General features: G+C 46.2%; 11 protein-coding genes. 2 read left to right on the top strand and 9 right to left on the bottom strand.

Features of this window, described 5'->3' with window-relative positions:
* Positions 1-20: 20 nt before the first annotated feature.
* From DW657_RS13995 to DW657_RS18705, 5 genes are all read right to left on the bottom strand, one after another.
* Positions 21-2,294, bottom strand: coding sequence for an outer membrane beta-barrel protein (locus DW657_RS13995; RefSeq protein ID WP_118313095.1), 2,274 nt, complete (start codon positions 2,292-2,294; stop codon positions 21-23).
* A 78-nt stretch (positions 2,295-2,372) separates the two neighbouring features.
* Positions 2,373-2,591 (bottom strand): hypothetical protein, encoded by a 219-nt coding sequence (locus tag DW657_RS13990; RefSeq protein WP_117663987.1) that lies wholly within the window; start codon positions 2,589-2,591, stop codon positions 2,373-2,375.
* 240 nt (positions 2,592-2,831) lie between these two features.
* A complete protein-coding gene (locus DW657_RS13985; protein WP_118313093.1) occupies positions 2,832-4,772 on the bottom strand; it encodes an alpha-L-arabinofuranosidase C-terminal domain-containing protein in 1,941 nt (646 codons plus the stop codon).
* Positions 4,773-4,932: 160 nt separating this feature from the next.
* Positions 4,933-8,169: a glycoside hydrolase family 2 TIM barrel-domain containing protein gene (locus DW657_RS13980; protein WP_118313092.1), complete on the bottom strand. Its 3,237-nt coding sequence runs from the start codon at positions 8,167-8,169 to the stop codon at positions 4,933-4,935.
* Between the two features lie 5 nt (positions 8,170-8,174).
* The gene (locus DW657_RS18705) at positions 8,175-8,408 is read right to left on the bottom strand and encodes a glycoside hydrolase family 88 protein (protein ID WP_369973484.1); all 234 of its coding nucleotides are present in this window, start codon (positions 8,406-8,408) and stop codon (positions 8,175-8,177) included.
* A gap of 780 nt (positions 8,409-9,188) precedes the next feature.
* Here DW657_RS18705 and DW657_RS13970 point away from each other — a divergent pair.
* A complete protein-coding gene (locus tag DW657_RS13970; RefSeq protein ID WP_369973483.1) occupies positions 9,189-12,176 on the top strand; it encodes a SusC/RagA family TonB-linked outer membrane protein in 2,988 nt (995 codons plus the stop codon).
* Positions 12,177-12,189: 13 nt separating this feature from the next.
* On the top strand, positions 12,190-13,740 hold the full coding sequence (locus tag DW657_RS13965) for a RagB/SusD family nutrient uptake outer membrane protein (RefSeq protein WP_118313090.1): 1,551 nt from the start codon (positions 12,190-12,192) through the stop codon (positions 13,738-13,740).
* 356 nt (positions 13,741-14,096) lie between these two features.
* Here the strand turns inward: DW657_RS13965 and DW657_RS13960 are convergent, their stop codons facing one another.
* From DW657_RS13960 to DW657_RS13945, 4 genes are all read right to left on the bottom strand, one after another.
* On the bottom strand, positions 14,097-15,005 hold the full coding sequence (locus DW657_RS13960; RefSeq protein WP_147381961.1) for a hypothetical protein: 909 nt from the start codon (positions 15,003-15,005) through the stop codon (positions 14,097-14,099).
* Between the two features lie 27 nt (positions 15,006-15,032).
* A complete protein-coding gene (locus DW657_RS13955) occupies positions 15,033-15,788 on the bottom strand; it encodes a hypothetical protein (protein ID WP_147381960.1) in 756 nt (251 codons plus the stop codon).
* Positions 15,789-15,834: 46 nt separating this feature from the next.
* On the bottom strand, positions 15,835-16,335 hold the full coding sequence (locus tag DW657_RS13950) for an RNA polymerase sigma factor (RefSeq protein WP_118313087.1): 501 nt from the start codon (positions 16,333-16,335) through the stop codon (positions 15,835-15,837).
* A gap of 138 nt (positions 16,336-16,473) precedes the next feature.
* The gene (locus DW657_RS13945) at positions 16,474-18,549 is read right to left on the bottom strand and encodes a glycoside hydrolase family 127 protein (protein WP_118313086.1); all 2,076 of its coding nucleotides are present in this window, start codon (positions 18,547-18,549) and stop codon (positions 16,474-16,476) included.
* Positions 18,550-18,606 lie beyond the last annotated feature (57 nt).

Raw genomic sequence — 18,606 nt, 5'->3', positions numbered from 1 at the left:
TAAATTATAGTGTTGCGGAATTAAGGATTGAAAGAATTTTGTCTCATTCTCACTTGCTTACCGCCATGCAAGAACATTTTAACTCCCAATACCACGTATGGACCGTAAGTACTATTTCTAGAAGAATTTGTCACATTTATAAAATAGGGCAAATGATAGTCATAGCCAATCTTGCGTTTTCCTATGGTGGCTAGCATAGTTGCAGTCAGAGTCCCCTCAATTTTACCATTTGAAAACAATCTATTCAATACTATTTTAGCATATCCAAGCTGCTTCGTATACTTACCTTGCAAAGTAGGGGTTGTAGCATAATTCAAATCGTAAGATGCTTGCACATTCAATTTCAAAGGGCTAATTTTATACCTGGCTTGCATATACATCTTCCAAATATCACCTTTTCTCTTGATACCTTCCTCTACAGATGCAACATCATGGAAATAAGAAAGGTTTACACCAAGATTACAATCTTTGAAAAGTTTGTAATCCCCTGACAATATGAACATCATTCGATGCCAATCTGCATTTTTATAACTTTCTTTCACCATACCTGTTGGTAACAATGAATAATAAAGCGACTCATTCATGTCTTTGTTATAAAAGTTTACAAATATTATGTTAAACAGTTTATCTATACTCATGGTCGCATCCAAGTAAATCAATCTTGAAGATTTCAACAGTGGATTTCCACCATGAATCATCTTTGAATCTATTTGGTATTCCGTAGCAGTTAATTGATCCAAATTAGGATACATTGCTGAAATGTGGAAATTGCTCCTGATAGTTACGATACGCCAAGGCTTGTAGAACAAACGTCCCATAGGACTCCAGGAATAGTTAGCTATATGTCCGACGTTATTATCATCAGAATTACCAAGCCAAAGAGCACCACCGCTAACATAAAAGCTACCCACTGGATGCCAAGTAAGCATCGCTAACATAAAATGGCGAATATTCTTAGACCAATATTTTAATTCGTCTGTATTTCTATCCGTATCATTATATTTTCTCCACGCTAAGTTATAGTCTGCATAAAAATCGAAGTGTTTGGATAATGGTCTACTTATACTCAGATCATAAAACACATAATTTTTATTACCCAACGTTGGGGTTTCACTCAAGTTGGAATTACTCCAATAAGTTCTTTTCTCCCTAACATTATAATAGTCGTAAGTCAAATCACTGCTGACATATAATTTTCCAAAACTTCCACGGTAGAACAATCCCACATTATAGTCGTTGGAATAATATTTATCTCTGTTCAATTGTTCATATTGAGACACACTCCCATTGTCCTTCTCCGTAATAAAGTACATGGTAGAATCCAAGGACTGATTAAAAGTTCCTTTGGTCTGAAAAGAAAGACTATGCCCCTTAGCCAATTGATATTCTGCTCCAAGAGATATGTCATACCCCAGTTTTTTGCCGATTTTATTTGGCATATCAGAATCGAATTCTTGAGAACTTCTCTCATAATTATCCGCATACATACGAGTGAAGGAATCACTTTCCTTATTGACAACATTCGAAAAAGCCGAAGTTATATTAAATGACAATTTATTCACACTATATGTATAAGATCCCCCTATGGTTTCCTGATTCATATTGTTTTTGCCATATTGCAAATTCGTATAAGGCACAAAATCCCAGCCAATATAATCATCAAACAAGGATAAGTTCAGCAACATTCTCCTTCCCTCATACTTTCCTGTAGGATTGTAAGTGATTTCCACTTTTTTGACACGCTTAGGATTTATGCGCATAGCATAATCTGAGGATTTTTCCACGTCATTTACCAAAAGTACAATATCCTCTTCTCCATTCACACGCAACTTGTCATTTTCCCAATCACGCAAAAAGCCTGGTATTTTCTCCAACAGCTGTCCGCTGCTTGCCGTGCCTTTGCGCATAGAGTCGGTGATAAGGTAAATGTCCTTGTTATAGGTCTCTTGCTTTAAAGTTCCCATGACAGTAACTTCCTTTAAGCCAACATTATGAGTAGACAATGCAATTACACCCAAGTTCTCAGGAAGTCCGAGACTATCCTTTCTGGTATAAGACTCAAGTCCCACATAGCTGACAGAAATTCTTGTTGCCTTTTGGGAAGTATTCACACTAAAGGAGCCATCAGTTTTAGACTTGCATCCACCAACAAACACATTGTTATTGAAAAGCTGAATTGTTGCATCAGCCAGTCCTTGCAGTTTATTGCCAGAAATTATTTTACCAGAATAGCTTTCCGCCATAGCAGTGACAGATACAAGCATTATCAAGCATAACAAAAATAACTTTCTCATATTTTTTTATATTTTGAATTTAACATACATCTAAAGCAGTTGTCCAACATATTGAACTCTATTTCTTGCATTCTCCTATCAGAACATGCAAACATCAAAACGCATCTGTTGAGCTTTACTCATCTTGGGATTGTTCTTTCTTAGGCTATCAAGCATGCCTAAAGCTACTAAAGCAGAATCTGAATTGGTTTCCATCAGACTATCTGCTCTAGTTATCTGCTCATCTATGACTTTATTTCCAGTACATGAAACCAGCAGCAACAAAACACTCAATATATATAATTTGACCTTTATCATATATTTTTTATTATTTTCGTTCACAAAATTAATAAAAAAGAATGAAATAAAGGAAACTATTAGATATTTTAAGAGAACAATCCGTTAATTATTTGCAGAAAATGGACAAGTGACGAACACGCATTGCCCACACGGTGAACATCGGATACAAAAAAATCCCTTGCAACATTGCTGCTGCAAGGGATTCGCCATTTTTCTACCTTAAATGGTTATACACTACATAAACTTTTAAACTAAAACTTAAAATCTATATACTACAAAGCTGTTCGCCTTCATCTTCACATTCAAGACGTTGCCGTTAGCCTGAGCATCAGATACAACAGGAACAACCACGTTCTTGTTGTCAATCTTGTTCTCTGCCTGGATATCATCAGCATGAAGAACAGTCATCTTGCCAGGGTTCAACTTCTTGATGCCATTGAAGGTGACGTTGATTTCCTTCTCCTCGTTAGAGGTATTGGCAATCTTCACGATGTAGCTCTTGGTAGCCTTGTCGAAACAAGCGGTGGCATAGAGACCATTCTCGCCTGCTACAGCCTTGCCGTTCTCGGTAAGCTTCAAGACATTGGTACCCTTGTTCTCGCCGTAGAGCTGCTGAACATAGTAGTTGGCAGAACGCACTGAGCTGAGATTATCAAACCAGATGAGGTCCGGACGCCACTGCCATCCCTCAACGTGAGCGAAGAGAGGAGCATAGGTAGCCTGATAAACCACATCGGCATTGCGCTCGAGACCTGTCATGAAGGCAGCCTCTGAAAGCGCAGCCTCCCAAGAGTTAGGATCGTGCTCAGCATGGGCTGCATACTCGCCGGCAAATACCTTAGGACCCTTGCGGTCGTACTTGTCGTAACGGCTGGCATTGCTGCGGAACCACTCCGGGCTCTTGTAGTAATGCTCATCTACCATATCTACGCCCAACTTGCGCATCTGCTCCCAACCATAGTCGAAATCCTTGCCATCAGCAGATGGACCAGATGAACCGCAGATCTTGATCTTCGGATACTTGGCATGAATCTGCTCCATGAACTTCTGCAGACGCTCAGGGTACATAGGTCCCCACTGCTCGTTACCGATACCAATCTGCTTCAGGTTGAATGGAGCTGGATGACCCATATCGGCACGGAGCTTACCCCACTTAGAGGTAACAGGACCATTGGCAAACTCGATGAGGTCGAGTGCATCATCGATATAGCTCTGGAGATCCTTGACTGCTACATGCGCATTAGGATCCTTATCATCGTTCTGATACTGGCAAGCCAGACCTACAGAGAGAATTGGCAAAGGCTCAGCACCAATCTTCTCAGAAAGGAGGAAGTACTCGTAGAAGCCCAAGCCCAAAGACTGATAGTAGTTAGGGAAAAGGCGATGTGGGAAGGTATCTCTCCAGCGGTTCTCGTTCAGAGGACGGTTCTCAGGAGCACCCACAGAGTTCTTCCACTCATAACGGGTATCAAGGTCGGTTCCCTCTACGATACATCCACCAGGGAAACGGAAGATGCCTGGCTTCAGGTCGGCAAGATCCTGTACGAGATCGGCACGGAGACCATTCCAGTTGTCTTCTGGGAAGAGAGAGATGTGGTCGAGATCTACGCTCTCGGAACCTTTCTCCAGATATACACGCATCAATCCCTTGGCATCGGTCTGAGGAGAGGTCAGGGTAGCTGTAAGCTTCTGCCACTTGTTGTTGGTGATGTTGATGACCTGCTTGGCAATGACATCATTCTTGGAATTGACCAGCTCCACACGGATCTTGCCCTGCTTGCCATCGATGAGATGAAGACGGCCATAAACGGTGAAATCGTACTTCATATCCTTCTTCAAGCCCATACCGAAGAAACCGCGGTTCTCCAAACCGGTCTGCTTCTCACGCGCACCGGCACTCTCGAGAGTTACATAATGAGGGTTGCGGTCGAAGGCTGGCTTCACGTCGCTGAGGGTTACGTTACCGAATGTATTCCATCCCATCAGGCGCTGTGGGAACTCGAAAGAGCGGTTTTCCACCATCTCTGCATAGAGACCGCCATCGGCACCGAAGTTGATATCCTCGAAGAAGATACCATACATGGTAGGCTGGATTTCTACTCCAGGCTTGTTTGCCTGAACCATAAACTGATGCTGTGCGAAAGCTCCGAGCGAAGACATCGCCATCAGCATTGCTGCGAAAATTTTAGCTTTTCTCATATTGCTCTGTTATTGTTGTTTTGTAGGTTTGTTTATATTCCTATGGATAATACGCATAACGTATCAGAATGCCGATGCAAAGATACAAAAAATCCACCCCAAATGAGGTGGATTTTCTGATATAATATATTGGATTTTCGCTCAAATCGCTGTTTTTCTACTATTTACCCTGTGGAATGAGGGTAAATGTGAAGGTCTTGTTGCCATAATGTACACGATACTTCTCCAAAGGCCAAGCACCCCAAGAGTTCTCGCCGCCTACACCCATGTGGGCAGAATCGAGGAAGAGGTTGGTGAACTTAGACTTCTTCAGGTCGAAGCTGTGTCGCTGCTCCTTGTCGTCGCCATCGTCGAGCTCCTCGGTATCGAAGTGGATAGCGCTGGCATAGAATGGAGTGCAGCTCTTCACCTGCAAGCCCATACCGGTAGCATCGGTCTGCTTCCACCAGCGGATATCGCTCTTGGTACCACTCTCCTGTGGACGGATGTATGGGAAGTACTGGTTGTCGGCATCATCTGTGTAAACACCGATGCGCATGCAGTCCTTGCGGTCTGAGTAGTTCTCGATAGGACCACGACCGTAGTAGTTGCTCTTCTCCATGGTGTATGGCATCTGCATCAACATACCGAAACGGAACATATCGCTTACCTTAGCACCCTCTGTAGCCTTGAAGTCTTCTGTTACCTTCACGGCACCTGTATTGGCGAATACTACGTAGGTGATATCCATCTGACCCTGAACCTCCGGCATATCGAATGATGTGAGGATCGTTACAGAGTTGGTCTTCTTATCCTTCTTCACGTCGATGTTCTTCAGGTTCATCTGAGGGTTCTTCCAAGCCTGGAACTTCTTCTGAAGGCCTGCACCCATATCGTTGTCGGTAGGAGCACGCCAGAAGTTTGGCTTCAGGGTACCACCCTCGCCGAGCAATGACTTGCCATTGTAAGCATACTCAGAGATAAGACCGGTAGAACGGTCGATCTTGAAGGTGAGGTTAGGTGTGGTAACAGCTACCACATTGTTCTTCTTGGCAGCAAGCTTCATCTTCTTCTTGCCATGTCCCTGAGCCAGCATCTTGCTGCAGTCGCCAGAGCAAGCCTGCTTGGTAACTACCGGCAGCTGGGCATAAGCCATCACCTGACCGGCTGTGAGCAATGGTTCAGCCTCCTTCAGACGGAAGTCGATGTTGAGGAATACCTCCTTGCCCTTGATCTTGCTCTTGTCGTAAGGGATGGTGAAGTTCTTGGTCTGCTGTGCAGGAACATCAAGGTCGGCGATGGTACCATTCTGAGTCTCTACGCCATCCTCTTCGAGGCTCCATGCCAGGGCATAGTTGCTCAGGTCGCGGAAGAAGTTCTCATTGTGTACGCTTACCTCGCCAGTCTCGGCATTCACCATCTTGGCCCAGATGTTCTGGTACTGATAAGCCACCTCGTAAGCATGAGGGTTCATCTGACGGTCTGGACCGATGATACCATTACAGTTGAAGTTATTGTCGCTAGGATCATACTTGTTGTAATCACCACCGTAGCAATATTCTATCTTGCGAAGCTCCTCATTGTTCATCTTGTAAGGCAGGATGCTCATAGGCTTCACGATATTGCGGTGCAATGCCTGATCTACGAAATCCCAGTCGAAACCACCCTGGAGGATAGGATACTTGCGGATCAGATCCCAGTAATCGCTCAGGTTACCGCCAGAGTTACCCATGGTGTGGTTGTACTCACACTGGATGAGTGGCATCGGACTATTTGGATCCTTGGCATACTTCTCGGAAGCAGCAACAGGATAGTACATAGGGCAGAAGATATCTGTACCCTCGCCACGGCGAGCCTGCTCGTACTGAACAGGGCGGGTCTTGTCCTGGCTCTTGATCCACTTGTAAGCCTGCAGGAAGTTGTCGCCCATCACGGTCTCGTTACCCATGCTCCATGTTACGATGGAAGGATGGTTGTAGAACATAGACACATTGTGCTGGTTGCGCTCCATGATCTGCTTGGCAAACTCAGGCTTCTTGGCAGCCGCATCGTCGCCATACTGGAAACCATGGCTCTCCTGGTTAGCCTCAGCCACAACATACAATCCGTACTTGTCGCAGAGATCATACCAGCGAGGATCGTCTGGATAGTGGCAGGTACGAACGGCATTGATGTTCATGCGCTTCATCATCATGATGTCCTGAATCATACGCTGCTCACTTAAGTTGTAGCCCTCATCAGGATCAATCTCATGACGGTTGGCACCCTTCAGGAGAACAGGCTGGCCATTGACCAGGAACTGCTTGTTCTTGATCTCCACCTTGCGGAAACCTACCTTTACCTGTACAATCTCGTATGGCAAGTACATACCGCCATTCTGGATAGGAGATACAACGAGGGTATAGAGGTTAGGTGTCTCAGCACTCCACTTGCGAACATTCTTCACACGGAGCTGATACTTAGCCACACCATTCCTTACATTATCGGTACCTGTAACGATTACCTCCTTGCCATCTGGGTCGTAAAGACCGAAGTATGCCAGGGTATTGCCCTGCACCTTGGCTGTGATGTTGAGGAAACCATCCTTATAGTTGTTCTTCAGCTCAGTCTCTACACGCACATCGAGCAGGCGATGATCCTTAGAGCGGGCATAGAGATAGTTCTCACGTGCCGGACCGCTCAGACGCCAGAAGTCCTGATCCTCACACCATGAACCGTCACACCAGCGGAATGTCTGGAAGGCGATGAGGTTCTTGCCCTTCTTCAGGAATGGAGTGATATCAAACTCAGCGGCAACCTTGCTATCCTCTGCATAACCGGCAAACTTTCCGTTGACATAGAGATAGATGTTGGATGTTACACTACCGAAGTGAGCGATGACGCGCTTGCCATCCCAGTTGGCTGGGATATTGATTTCACGGCGATAGGAACCTACGTGGTTGTCCTTGGTAGGAACAGCTGGTGGCTGCTGGTCGAAGTGGCCACGCCATGCGAAGCCCACGTTTACATACTCAGGCTGGCCATAGCCCAACATCTCCCAGTTGCCTGGCATCTGGATGTTGTTCCATTTTGAGTCATCAAGGTCAGTCTTGTAGAAATCCGTAGGGCGCTCATCTGCATTGGCTACCCAGTGGAACTTCCATGTGCCCTCAAGCGACAGGTAGTTCATACTCTTCTTCTTGTCAAGATACTCAGCACCTGTTCCAGGGAAGTCGTTAGGATCGTAAGCGAAGTGCATTGTGTGCAGAGGCAAACGATTGATTTCATTCACTTGGAGGTCGTGCCACTCTGTGAAAGTTGGCTGCTGGATGGCTACCGTCTTTACAGACGACTTAATGGCAGCCTTCGGTTTTCTTGCACCAAAGGCCACCATTGCCAATCCTGCCATACTCAATGTTACGAACAGTCTTTTATTCATTACTATTATAGTTTTGTGTTTAGATATTTATCATATTCACAAGCAGTGAGAAGCATCGCTCCCACACCGAAGTTTGCCTGGGAATTGGCATCTACGGTCTGTCCCGGGATGGCTCTTTCGCCGATTGGCTGAACATAGCCCACCTTGCCGTCTTCCTGAACGGCTGTTTCCGCAGAAACCGATAGCATGTTCTTCTGCAGCTCTCCCTTAGCCATATTCTCCAGCACAGGCTGAGCCATCTTATAGGCAAGCGAGCACCAATATTGGCGGTCGCTCTGCTGTTGCGCCTTCTTCTTTGCTGCGCTGATTCCCATGAACGGAACCAAAGCCAGAAGAAGGGTAATCATGATACTCTTATATATATGAATCATAGATAGTTGCAATTTTGTTTGTTTGTTGAATTCTGTTAAACGATGATTGCAGTATTATCATTTCAAGCTGCAAATGTAATTAAAATAATTAAGAAACGAGCAGAGCGACCGTGTTTTTTATCATTTTTTCAACACTGGAGCACCATTTTCCCAAGAAATAGGCACCCAGAGGTGACGACTGTCGCTCAAATGCTTCGGATTCCACCTTATATATATATAGGTATCCTGTGCACCGACAAGACATCATCACACAACACTATAAATACGAATAGTTTATTCATTTTACGGATAATAGCTGCAAGCTTATCTGCCAGAAGTGGGTTTCCTTGACACTTCAATGTTACCAAACGTTAAATATAGCCTATTCAAAGACTTTTTCTACAAAAATATGCGAAAAGAACGAAAGTTTTGTGTATATTTGCCCCCACTTAAACAAAATTAAAAACCACGAAGGACAGACCTACATCTCTAAACGACTTGGTATGATCAGCCCTCACTGGTTCAAATTTTACCTATCAATAATATAACAATTTTGCAGTCCTAATAAAAAGGGGCTCTAAAATCTCTAAACTTTATGATATGAAGAACGAGAAGAAAAAACAGAAGGAGAATTTAAGGCTTCTCAGAAGCTATTCTCTGTGTGCGTGTATGTTCTTTTTGGGTGGAATCGCTTTTCCTATGCCTTCAAATGCATCTACTGCAACTGAACTGGCTACCCAGCAGAAAGGCAAGCAGATTTCGGGTACCATAACCGATAGCCATGGTGCGCCTGTAATTGGTGCAACCGTGCTCGAAGTGGGTACAACCAATGCTGCCATCACCGATTTGGACGGTCATTTCACTCTGAATGCACGTCCGGGTGTAAAACTCAAAATTTCCTATATCGGTTTCAAAGATATCCTCGTAACCGTAGGCTCTACTAATGAGTACAACATCGAATTGAAGGAAGATACCGAAGCTATCGAAGAAATCGTAGTTGTAGGTTATGGTACCCAGAAGAAAGTAAACCTCACAGGTGCCATTGCCACCATTTCATCAGATAAGCTGGTCAACCGTACCAGCGCCAACGTAACCAACATGCTGGCTGGTCAGATGCCGGGTGTAACCGTTATCCAGAACAGCGGTCAGCCGGGTGCTGACAGCGGTCTGCTGCGTGTCCGTGGTCTCGGAACCATGGGTAACGCCAGTGCAATGGTTGTCATCGACGGTGTGGAATCTACCATGAGCAGCGTGGATCCTAACGATATCGAGAACATCTCTATCCTGAAGGATGCTGCGGCTTCTGCCATCTATGGTGTGCGTGCGGCAAATGGTGTGATTCTGATTACCACCAAGAAGGGTTCACGTGGCCGCGCCATCGTTTCCTACGACGGATACGTAGGTTGGCAGAGTGCAACCCGAATGCCTAAGTTCCTTGATTCATACGACTATGCAACCCTGATGAATGAAGCATACAGAAACGACGGATTGAACGAGCCTTACAGTCAGGATGCCCTGAAGAAATTCAAGGATGGTTCTGACCCGGATCATTATGCCAACTCCGACTGGTTGGGTACCTTACTGAGCGAGAACGGACTCTTCCACAACCATCACCTGAGCATCAAGGGCGGTAGCGACAAGATTACCTACTCTCTGGCTTTCAACTACCACGACAAGGACGGTTTGATAGAGAATACCAACTACAACAAGTTCAATGTACGTGCCAACCTGGAGGCTTACATCAACAAGCGCCTGAAGGTTACTACCAACATGGCAGTATATCGCAGCGTGATGACTGCTCCAGCAGAAGGCATCGACAACCTGATGCACTACGCATTCCGCGAGACTCCGGTTACTCCTATCCAGTTCAAGAACGGCAACTATGCCCTGTTCAAGAACGAGCATAACTCTGTGGCTTCTGCCCGAAACGGCGGAACCAGCAAGCAGATCAACAACAACTTCCAGGGTAGCCTGGGAATGGATCTCGACATCATCGACGGCTTGAAGTTGCGTGGTATTGCTGCCACCACATTCAACCTCCTGGACAATCCTACCCATTTATATACCCAGAGTTTCTACACAGCAGATTCAGATACTCCTGTCAAGACTACCCAGAACCAGCTGACAGAGTATGACGCCAAGAAGGTGGAACTGAACCTCCAGGCATACCTGGACTACAACAAGACCTTCGGTAAGCATACCGTAGGCGCATTGCTGGGTTACTCTCAGATTTACAACCAGATGCGCTACCTGCAGGCTTCACGAAAGAACCTGCCTAACTCAAATACACTCGACCAGATCAATGCCGGTGAGGTGACCACTCAGACCACTTACGGTACAGAGACAGAATACTCTCTGCGTTCCGTATTCGGCCGTTTGAACTATTCATACGATGACCGTTACCTGTTCGAGGCAAACCTGCGCTATGACGGAACATCCCGTTTCCCTAAGAACAAGCGCTTCGGTGCCTTCCCATCATTCTCTGTAGGATGGAGAATCTCAGAGGAATCCTGGTTTAATGTTTCTTGGGTAGATAACCTGAAACTCCGCGGTTCATGGGGTCTCCTGGGTAACCAGGACACCGTAAGCTCTAACTATCCTTACCAGACCACCTACGAGTATGGCTACGACTACAGCTTCGGCAACACCCTGTATCCAGGTATCTCCATCGCCAGCACCATGGCCAACCGAGACCTGACCTGGGAGAAGACCAGCCAGTATGACATCGGTATCGATGCCACCTTCCTGGGCAATAAGCTCACCTTCGGCTTCGACTATTTCCATAAGGAAACCCGCGACATTCTCCTGAAGCTTCCTATCCCTTATACCTTGGGTGTAGGCGCTCCTATGCAGAATGCCGGAAAGGTTCGCAACTCCGGTTTCGAGGTGCAGGTAGGTCATAACAACCGCATCGGCGACTGGACCTACAATGTAGGCGCTAACTTCAGCCGTGTATCTACCAAGATTCTCGACCTGAAGGGTGGTGACACTCCAGGACAGTCGGTAGGCGACCCATTGTGGGCTTACTATGGCTACGTATGCGATGGCATCTTCAAGGATGAAGCCGACGTAAAGGCTCATGTACCTCAGGCTACCGGTACTCCAAAGCCAGGTGATTTGAAGTATCGCGACCTGGATGGTTCCGGCACAGTAGATAGCCGCGACCGTAAGGTATTGGGTTCTTACTTCCCAAAGATCAACTTCGGTCTGAACTTCTCTGTTCAGTACAAGGACTTCGATATGAGTGCCTTACTCCAGGGTGCAGCTGACGTAAAGGGTATGCCAGTGGCAGAAATCAGATATGCATTCTACAATGGCGGTAAGGTGAACGAGATTCACATGGACCGCTGGACCGAGAGCAATCCTAATCCGAATGCCTCTTACCCACGCTTGTCTATGAAGGATTCTCAGAACCGAGTAACTTCCAGCTTCTGGGTTCAGGATGCATCTTATGCCAAGTTGAGAAACCTGCAGGTGGGTTATACCCTTCCTAAGCAGCTGACATCTAAATATGGCATTAGCCGATTGAGAATATACAGTAGTATCGACAACCTGTTTACCATCACCAGCTTCGACGGCGTAGATCCAGAGGCAGTATCAGGTAACTACTATCCTCTTACAAGAAATTATTCATTCGGAGTTAATGTAACCTTTTAAAAACGAGTAGATTATGAAAATGAAATATCATTTTTTGAGTGGACTGATCCTTGCCTGCGGTCTGGGATTGAGTTCTTGCAACGATAGCTTCCTGGAGAGAAACCCAAAAGACCAGCTGTCTGACGTATCTTTCTGGAAGACTGCGGATGATGCAACCAAATATGCAACAGGTATCTACCTCTATCTGATAGAACCGGAGAACCATACTATCATGACCGACTGCTATACAGACAATGCCATCCCGGTTCACGTAGGTGCTGAGCAGGGAGTCTTGTCAGCTGGTACAGCCGTATCGAGCAACCCTCACTTCCTGCAGCTCTGGCAGGCAGCTTACGAGACCATCCGCCGCTGCCAGATTTTCTACGAGCACATCGGAGAAGTTTCCATGAACGAGAAGGCAAAGGCGCAGCTTACTGCCGAGGTGCAGTTCCTTGAGGCTTTCGCTTACCACAACCTGTGGAAGTATATGGGTGGCGTGCCTATCCTGGATCATCCATTGCAGTTGAATGAAAAGTTGCCAGCCCGCAGTTCTGCAGATGAGACCTACGATTACGTGGTGAAGCTGCTGGATAAGGCGGCTCCTAATCTGCCAGAAATCCGTACTGCTGCCGACCATGGTAAGGCTAGTGTCGGTGCTTGCTACGCCCTGAAGGCCCGTATGGCTTTCTACAACCACAAGTACGATGTGGCTGAATCTGCAGCTGAGCAGGTGATGCAGACCGGCAAGTTTGGTCTGTACCCTAACTACGGCGACCTGTTCCAGCCTGTAGCAGAAACCTGCAACGAGATTCTCTTCGACCGCGAGTATGTCGAGAATCCTAAGAATGGCAACGAGGGTAGCGTGATTGGTCTGTTCTTCTCACCTTGCGACTTTGGTGGTTGGGAGGCATTGTCACCTACACAGGATATGGTGGATGCTTATCCATGTACCGATGGCAAGTCTATCGCAGAGTCTCCACTCTACAACCCAGCCAAGCCATTCGAGAACCGCGATCCACGATTGGCTTACTCTATCTTCTGGCCAGGAACCACCTGCGGTCCGATGACCTTTAACAATAAGTATATGGGTGACGGCAGCCATACCCGTACCGGATACTGCATGCGCAAGTACATCAATCCAGACAACTATGGAATCCAGAATTACGACTGGACCAACTTCATCTACATCCGCTATGCTGAGGTGCTTCTCACTTATGCCGAGGCTCGCAATGAGAACCTTTCTGCTCCAGATGCCAAGGTTTATAATGCAGTGAACCAGATTCGCAAGCGTGTGAACCTTCCTGGCTTGGAAGAGGGTCTCAGCAAGGATCAGATGCGCGATGCCATCCGCCTGGAGCGCCGTCTGGAACTGGCATTCGAGGGAATCCATCTCTTCGATACCCGCAGCTACAGAACTACGGAGAAGGATGTTACCAAGCCTGTATATGGCATCGATCCTGACGGAAAGAAAATTCTGATAGAGACTCGCAAGTTCAATCCTAACCGCGATTACCTGTGGGCTATTCCTCTGAAGGAAATCGACTTGTCACAGGGTGCCTTGAAGCAGAATCCTGGATGGGATTAGTTTTTAGTTATTAAATAAGAAGCCTTCTATCATCGATTGCAACGGCAATCTGACGATAGAAGGCTTTATTCTTACCTCGTTTCCACGAACCGGTATTTCACTTCTGCCAATACTTGTCGCCAGCCTTCGGGAAAGGCACAAAAAAAGCCTGGGCTTTCATCAGTATGGATGAAAGCACCAAGCCTAATATCATTATCAATTTCTTAGTCATATCGTTTACTTTTTGCGTACAAAGTTACGAAATTATAACAAGACCGAAGTCTAGAAAAAGATAATCTTAGAGAAAATATCGCTTTAAAGCGGTATTTTACGAGAGAGAGTTTCACATTTTCCTCAGTGTATATCTCCAGAACTTACTACTTCCTCAAAGAATTAGCAGTCAGTTCCAGAAGGCTCTGCAGATATTCATCGTCTGTATCCTTCTTCATCTTATTCAGCGAAGTGGCGCAGAATTTCTTCTCATCGGCATTCAGCAACTTGCCATAGCCCTTACAGAGCTTGACAATCTTGTTGGCTACACCCGTCTGGAGGGTACGTCGAGTTACCTGATCTCCCAAATAAGGGTATTGGTCATTGGCATTCTTAAAGGCAGCACGGAGCGTGTTGAGTTGCACCATAAACTCTGCCGCATCCTTTGGCGGAGTCATCTCCAAGTCATAACTGCGAGCCAGATTCCTGTTATACCTGATGCTGCCTAGGGAAACAAGAGAATCCAAACCTTGAACAGCATTCATCTTATAAGATAATGACACCTTATAAGCTTGCGGATCCTTGGAGTAGAACTTATAGACACTGCCCAATACCATATCATCCTTTCCCGGATACCATACCAAGGCATAAACATAACGCATGGTAGAATCCTTGCAGTTACGGATATACTGCAGGTTATAGTTGCGATCCTTGTGAGTACCAAACTCGTAGGTCGTGGAATTGTTATTGCCATATCCCACCCGATTCGTCTCAATGCTGGCAGAACCCGCTTTCTTGGTAAAACTGATATAAGCGAGGCGACTATTACTCAACAAAGCCTTATGAAAGGTATCCACCATTTTCTGCTTCTTCCTAGGAACGGCAAACTCAAATCCCTTCATCATACCTATATTATAGGTATTCATCGTGGAAGAAGTAACGAGGTCGTCTTGCGACAAATCCTGAACGAATTTATCAAAAGCCTGGTCGATAGCCGGTATAGACTTCTGGGCATGGCAAGCCGAAGAGAGCATCATCAGGCAAGCCACAAATGCTAATTTAAAAGTTGTTTTCATATTCTTCTTCTTTTTAATTGTTTCTTGTTAATAAACCTCTTGGTCACCACTCACATAGTCCTCATCATGCACATTCTCCTCGCTTTCGAACGAGGCACTGGCAATTTCGGCATTGAGCGACTGGGTCTGAAGAGCATCGACGAGATAGAGTTTGAAGAACATTTCGTTCTGCTGTGCCTCCATCTCACAGAGATGCTCATCGGCAAGCTTTTCCGGCTCTGCCAACAAAGAATCGGTAGCAATATTCTGAGCTATCCAAAGCTTTGGAGGAGCAGGAGCAAACAGATGCTGACGATATTTCCTCTGCTTGTGCTTCCTTGTTTGGGGAGATACGAAATCACCCGACTTTTTTACCTTTTCAGGCATGGAAAGATTGGCATCTGTCGATTTCTCCTCGTGGACAACAGCAGAATCAACATCCTCATGAGTCGTTCTTCCATCGAGTTGAGCCATCTTCGAATCAGCCTGATGCCCTATCTGTTGACCTATCCGAGGAATGGCAATCACAAAGAGCAGGGCGATGGATGCAGCCATACCTATCGGCAACCATAGGCGACGCATTCGTGCCTTAGTCTTCGGATGAGCATCTTCTACATGATTCTCTGCCTCATAGTCGAGGGGCATCCCCTCATCGAAATATCCAAACATCAGCTGGTATTCCTTCAGGTCATCGCTCACATCGGGATGCTGACGAAACCACTCCCCTAGCAGAGCCTCCTCTTCAAGAGTAGTCTCACCAGCCATAAACCGATTGAGCAACAAACGTATATCTTTTTCGTTCATATCATTTTTTCCTCCTTTATTGATTATACCTATTTATATATAAGGGCTATCGACATCTTTTTCTGATTTCCTGCAGCATCTGCTTTCTTGCCCTCGAAAGCAAGACAGATACAGATTCAGGGGTGATGCCCACGATTTGTGCTATTTCCTCAGAGCTTTTCTTCTCTACCTGTCGCAGATAAAGCACCTGATATTGGTTGGAAGGCAGAGCCTTGAGGCGTTTTTGCAGCCACAGCTCGTTCTCCGAGTTTTCCACTTCCACATCGGGCGGCGCATAGTGGCTAGGCGACTTATCGAAAGGCTGGGCATCTATCGAAATCATCTTCCGCTTGCGAAAGAAGTCGAAGCAAAGATGCTTGGCGATGCAACCCATCGAACCTTTGGCATGAGCAGCAGACTGAATATCATCCTTGATGGCCCAGAGCTTGAGTATCGCATCCTGTGCGATGTCCTCAGCCTCTTCGCTGCCAACGCCATAACCTAGACTGCACTGCAAGGCTATCTGCCGCAACTGCGGAACGATATGGATGAATTCATTCTCTGTCATTTGCTCTCTTTTGTTTTATTTGTTCAAAACTACAACATAAACGGAAAAGAAGTGTTTTTCTTAATGGGATTAACCTATATTAACAAGAAAGCCTGGCTATGACGGTTGCCAGGCTTTCTTATTTTATAAAACTGCTTATTACTTATCCAAAACATTCAAGTTCTGATAGAACCAGACATTCATCTGGTTGGCACCACGATGATTCCAGGCATAGTAAGGAATCAGGGTGAGTTTCTGATTTTTGACAGAAACGGTGCCGTCAGTAGCCTGGTCGAGCACCTGCGAAGAGGTCTGGATAGCCTTTACTGAGAAGGCTGGAGCACCCTTGGTCTCTGTGTTCTCGATGCCGTAGTTATCTACCAGCGAGAAAGCAGGCTTCTTGGCCATAACGGCACGGAGCACTGGCTCGTTCTGATTATCCACAGCCTCAGCGCAATATACCAATGGTCCACGCTCTACGGCAACCTTACCCTTATCATCTGCTACCTTGCCATTAGCAACTACTGTACGAACCGGCATATCGAAGTGGATACGGATGACATCGCCCTTCTTGATGTTCTTGACTGGGAGATAACCCTTGTTGGCATCGAGGTCAGCCTCTACAGCCTTGCCGTTTACGGTTACGCTATAAGCTGGCTTCTCTGCATCGCTATACTTATAAAGATCGCTAGGCACCACCTGATTGCGAACCCATCCAGGAATACGGACCAGGAGGTTGGCATTCTTTACACCGCTCTTCTTCACAGCAATCTTGATATCGCCATTCCAAGGATACTCGGTAGTCTCCTCCAGAACTACATCCTTGCCATTCACCTTGATGGTAGATGTATTGCCGGCAAAGAGATTCACATAGATATTATTGTCCTTCACGCCATAGAGATAGCCAGGAACAGAAGGGATGAAACGGCACAAGTTACTTGGGCAGCAGGCACATCCAAACCAAGGCTGGCGGGTGGTGTTGCCATCGGCATTAAACTTATACTTGCCATCGCTTGACAATGGGTTTGGATAGAAGAATCTGCCACCATCCATACTCATACCCGAGATGACACCATTATACAGACTACGCTCCAAACAGTCGATATACTTGCTCTCGCCGTGAAGCAGGAACATGCGTTCGAAGAGGTAAACCATAGAAATGGCTGCACAGGTCTCGTTGTAGGCAGTCATGTTTGGCAACTCATAGTTATCACCAAATGCCTCACCAGCATGGCGGGCACCTACACCACCTGTAAGATAGTATTTCTTGCCAACGATGTTTTCAAAAATGCGGTCGATCACCTTCATATAGGCAGAATCTTTGGTCAGGGCAGCCACATCTGCTATACCGGCATACATATATCCAGCACGAACAGCATGACCTATAGCCTCCTTCTGCTCCAGGATAGGAGCCTGGCTTTGAGAATATGGGTTGCGGATATGAGTCTTGCCACGATAATCGAGCAGATACTTAGCCTCATCCAGATACTTCTTCTCACCGGTCAAGGTATAGAGACGAGCCAAAGCCATCTCAGCAATCTGATGGCCCGGAACGATGGTAGCCTGTTCTGGATTAGGTCCCACTTCCTTTACCACGCAATCGGCATAACGCTTGGCGATGTTCAGGAACTTGGTGCTACCCGTAGCCTGATAGTGAGCACAGGCTGCATCTACCATGTGACCGAGGTTGTAAAGCTCGTGGCTCGCATCCTCGTCCTTGACCCAACGCTTATTTCCCGACCATCCGTGTGGATGCTTTGGGTTGATGGTACGGGCTGTATAGAGATAGCCATCTGGCTCCTGGGCTGCAGCTACTACATCGAGCACACTGTCGATGTAAGCCTTCAACTTCTTGTTCGGATAAGTCTGGAGGATGTAGCTGGCACCTTCGATGGTCTTATAAACATCGGTATCATCGAAAGAGAAACCCATGAACTTGCTTACATCCCACTCCTTGGTATCCAAGCCCGGGTGGTTAGGATGCTGCAAGGTATAAGCAGCCATCTCGAAGTTCTTGTAACGATGCTCGCTCTCGCACTTGCTGAAAGCCAATGGCACGGTTACCTCTCGGGCAGCCTTCAGGCGGGCACCCCAGAAAGTATTCTGTGAAATCTTCACACTGGTGAAAGGTACTTGAGTGAATGGATAGCCATTACCCAATGTCTTCTGCTTCTGCGCCATTGTTGGCATTGCCACGGCAGCAGAAAGTAATACTGCAGAAATAAATCTCTTCATATTGATAGGTTTAAAATTTATTATTGTTACCCTTAATTCCGCAACACTATAATTTAA

This window comes from Prevotella sp. AM23-5 (assembly GCF_003473645.1).
GTDB lineage: Bacteria > Bacteroidota > Bacteroidia > Bacteroidales > Bacteroidaceae > Prevotella > Prevotella copri_A.
Note: the sequence above shows the minus strand (reverse complement) of the source record. Positions and strands in the feature narration are given on the sequence as shown.

What these genes read in the sequence shown, in the direction of transcription:
- DW657_RS13945 (WP_118313086.1), bottom strand. Translation starts at nt 18,549, where the DNA reads ATGAAGAGATTTATTTCTGCAGTATTACTTTCTGCTGCCGTGGCAATG.
- DW657_RS13995 (WP_118313095.1), bottom strand. Translation starts at nt 2,294, where the DNA reads ATGAGAAAGTTATTTTTGTTATGCTTGATAATGCTTGTATCTGTCACT.
- DW657_RS13970 (WP_369973483.1), top strand. Translation starts at nt 9,189, where the DNA reads ATGTTCTTTTTGGGTGGAATCGCTTTTCCTATGCCTTCAAATGCATCT.
- DW657_RS13960 (WP_147381961.1), bottom strand. Translation starts at nt 15,005, where the DNA reads ATGAAAACAACTTTTAAATTAGCATTTGTGGCTTGCCTGATGATGCTC.
- DW657_RS18705 (WP_369973484.1), bottom strand. Translation starts at nt 8,408, where the DNA reads ATGGCTCAGCCTGTGCTGGAGAATATGGCTAAGGGAGAGCTGCAGAAG.
- DW657_RS13950 (WP_118313087.1), bottom strand. Translation starts at nt 16,335, where the DNA reads ATGACAGAGAATGAATTCATCCATATCGTTCCGCAGTTGCGGCAGATA.
- DW657_RS13985 (WP_118313093.1), bottom strand. Translation starts at nt 4,772, where the DNA reads ATGAGAAAAGCTAAAATTTTCGCAGCAATGCTGATGGCGATGTCTTCG.
- DW657_RS13965 (WP_118313090.1), top strand. Translation starts at nt 12,190, where the DNA reads ATGAAAATGAAATATCATTTTTTGAGTGGACTGATCCTTGCCTGCGGT.
- DW657_RS13955 (WP_147381960.1), bottom strand. Translation starts at nt 15,788, where the DNA reads ATGAACGAAAAAGATATACGTTTGTTGCTCAATCGGTTTATGGCTGGT.
- DW657_RS13990 (WP_117663987.1), bottom strand. Translation starts at nt 2,591, where the DNA reads ATGATAAAGGTCAAATTATATATATTGAGTGTTTTGTTGCTGCTGGTT.
- DW657_RS13980 (WP_118313092.1), bottom strand. Translation starts at nt 8,169, where the DNA reads ATGAATAAAAGACTGTTCGTAACATTGAGTATGGCAGGATTGGCAATG.